This is a genomic window from Mycobacterium sp. ACS1612 (assembly GCF_001667505.1).
GTDB lineage: Bacteria > Actinomycetota > Actinomycetes > Mycobacteriales > Mycobacteriaceae > Mycobacterium.
Genome location: NZ_LZHZ01000009.1, coordinates 1 through 1,080 on the forward strand (window position 1 = coordinate 1; position 1,080 = coordinate 1,080).

The following is a 1,080-nucleotide window of genomic DNA, read 5'->3' on the forward strand; positions in this document are numbered from 1 at the left end:
TGTACCTGGCCATGAGGTTGGTAGCAGGCGTGTCGGCTTGAAGTGAGGAGAACCCCCGAGTGGGGTGTGGCTTGTCGAAGGCCCACTACCTGCTCGGAGGTTCTCGTGTCCCACCGTAATGCCCGTACGACCTACCAAGGCAGATTGCTAATCGTCGCGCGGTTCCAGGATGGCTGGCGCAAAGCCCATATCGCGGCGGCGATGGGGATATCTCGCCGGTGTGTCCATAAGTGGATCGCTCGCTTCGAGTTCGAAGGTGTAGCCGGACTGATGGACCGGCCCTCGCGCCCGCACACGACGCCGACGCGCACACCTGCGTCGATCGAAGAACAAATTGTGGCGCTGCGTCGCGCTGAGCGGCTCGGCCCGGATGCGATCGGCGCCGAATTGGGCGTGGCAGTACGCACCGTGTCGCGGGTGCTGGCTCGTCGCGGCATGCCGCACCTGCGGATGTGTGACCCGATGACCGGTGAGGTCATTCGCGCGTCAAAGACCACCGCCGTGCGCTACGAACGCGGGCGGCCTGGCGAACTCGTGCATATGGACGTCAAGAAATTGGGTCGCATTCCCGACGGCGGTGGGTGGCGGGCGCACGGACGTCTTGGCGTTTCAGATCGAGAACGCAAGTCAGGCAAGGGCTTCGACTATATCCACTCGCTGGTCGACGATCATTCTCGATTGGCGTACTCAGAAATACTGCCTGACGAGAAGGGGCCTACTTGCGCCGGCTTCCTCCATCGCGCTGCTGACTACTTCCGCGCCCACGGCATCACATGCATTGAATGCATCATGACCGACAACGCATGGGCCTATCGCTGGTCGCTGCGCGAGGTGTGCGCCGACCTCAACGCCCGCCAGATATTCATCAAACCGCACTGCCCTTGGCAGAACGGCAAGGTCGAGCGTCTCAACCGCACACTGCAGACAGAATGGGCCTACCGCCAAGTCTTCGTCAGCAACGCCGACCGCGCCGCGGCCCTTGCGCCATGGCTCGAGCACTACAACACTCGACGCCGTCACAGCGCACTCGGCGGCCTCCCACCGATCAGCCGACTGCTACCAACGTCGTGACTAGGTACA

General features: G+C 62.8%; 1 protein-coding gene. It reads left to right on the forward strand.

Features of this window, described 5'->3' with window-relative positions:
* Positions 1-105 precede the first annotated feature (105 nt).
* On the forward strand, positions 106-1,071 hold the full coding sequence (locus tag A5724_RS04930) for an IS481 family transposase (protein WP_156752133.1): 966 nt from the start codon (positions 106-108) through the stop codon (positions 1,069-1,071).
* Positions 1,072-1,080 lie beyond the last annotated feature (9 nt).